The 1,216-nt window shown below is 60.8% G+C and carries 1 protein-coding gene; it reads right to left on the bottom strand.

Annotated elements, in window-relative coordinates; translation table 11 throughout:
- Position 1: 1 nt before the first annotated feature.
- Positions 2–1,150, bottom strand: coding sequence for a macrolide transporter subunit MacA (gene macA / locus HU718_RS17935; protein ID WP_102899161.1), 1,149 nt, complete (start codon positions 1,148–1,150; stop codon positions 2–4).
- Positions 1,151–1,216: the final 66 nt, after the last annotated feature.

Below are 1,216 nucleotides of genomic sequence, written 5' to 3' on the forward strand. Positions count from 1 at the left end.
CTCAGGCCCCCGCCACATTCGTCAGCGGATCACCGATGACCACGCGATCACCTTCAGCCAGACCGTCGTTGATCTGCACTTTGACGTTGTTGTTGATCCCGGTCTGCACATTGCGCGACTGCGCGTGGCCCTTGGCGTCGAGCACGCGCACGGGGAAGCTGCCATCGGCATTGCGCGGGCCGAGCGCCGCCACCGGTACGGTCAGCACCGACTTGGCGGTGTCGAGGATAATGCGCACCTGCGCGGTCATCGAAATGCGCAAACGATGGTCGGGGTTCGGCACCTCGAACAAGGCGTTGTAGAACACCGCGCTGCTTTGTTTCGGCGTGCCGGCGGGTGGCGTTTCGAGGAAGTTCTGCGGCGCCGGGTCCGTGCCGCGCAATTTCGCGTAGTAGCGTTTGTCCTCGCCGAGAATGGTGAAATACACTTCTTGGCCCGGGGCGATGTGAATCACATCGGCTTCGGACACCTGCGCTTTCACCGTCATGGTGTCCAGATCCGCCAGTTTCAGCAGGACCGGCGCCAGTTGGCTGGCGATCACCGTTTGCCCTTCTTGAGTGACCACGCCGACCACGTCGCCATCGATTGGCGCGACAATCCGCGTATACGCCAGATTGACCTTGGCCGTGTCGATCTGGATGTGCGCGCTTTTGATCTGCGCGTCCAGCGACATCAGATTGGCCTGTTGTACCTGATAGTCCGACTCGGCGGTTTCAAAGTCCTGGCGCGAGATCGACGCGTCGTCCTGCAAGTTCTTGTAGCGCTCGTAAATCGCTTTGGTCTGCCTCAGTTGAGCCTGAGTGGCGCGTTTTTGCGCTTGCAGGTTTTCCTCATCGACCTGGGCCTGACGCAGGGTGTTCTGCAATACCAGCGGATCGATTTCCGCCAGCCACTGGCCCTTCTTCACCTTGTCGCCGACCTTGACCTTGAGCGACTTCAACTGCCCGGACACCTGCGCACCGACGTCCACTTGTTTGATGCCTTCGAGCAACCCGGTGGCCAGCACCGCGTTTTCGATGTCACTGCGTTCAACCGGGGCGGTCAGGTATTGCGGCGCCTCGGCCGGTGCCTGCACCGCGTAGAACGCCAATCCCGCCACCGCGACCAACGCCAGACCCATACCGACTTTGCGCAACTTCGACTTTTCCATAAATGACCACAAGTCCGTTCAGGGGTGAGCCCGGCCAGCGGCCGGGCTCTGGTAGATAAACAACAA

Source organism: Pseudomonas tensinigenes (assembly GCF_014268445.2).
GTDB classification, from domain to species: Bacteria; Pseudomonadota; Gammaproteobacteria; order Pseudomonadales; family Pseudomonadaceae; genus Aquipseudomonas; species Aquipseudomonas tensinigenes.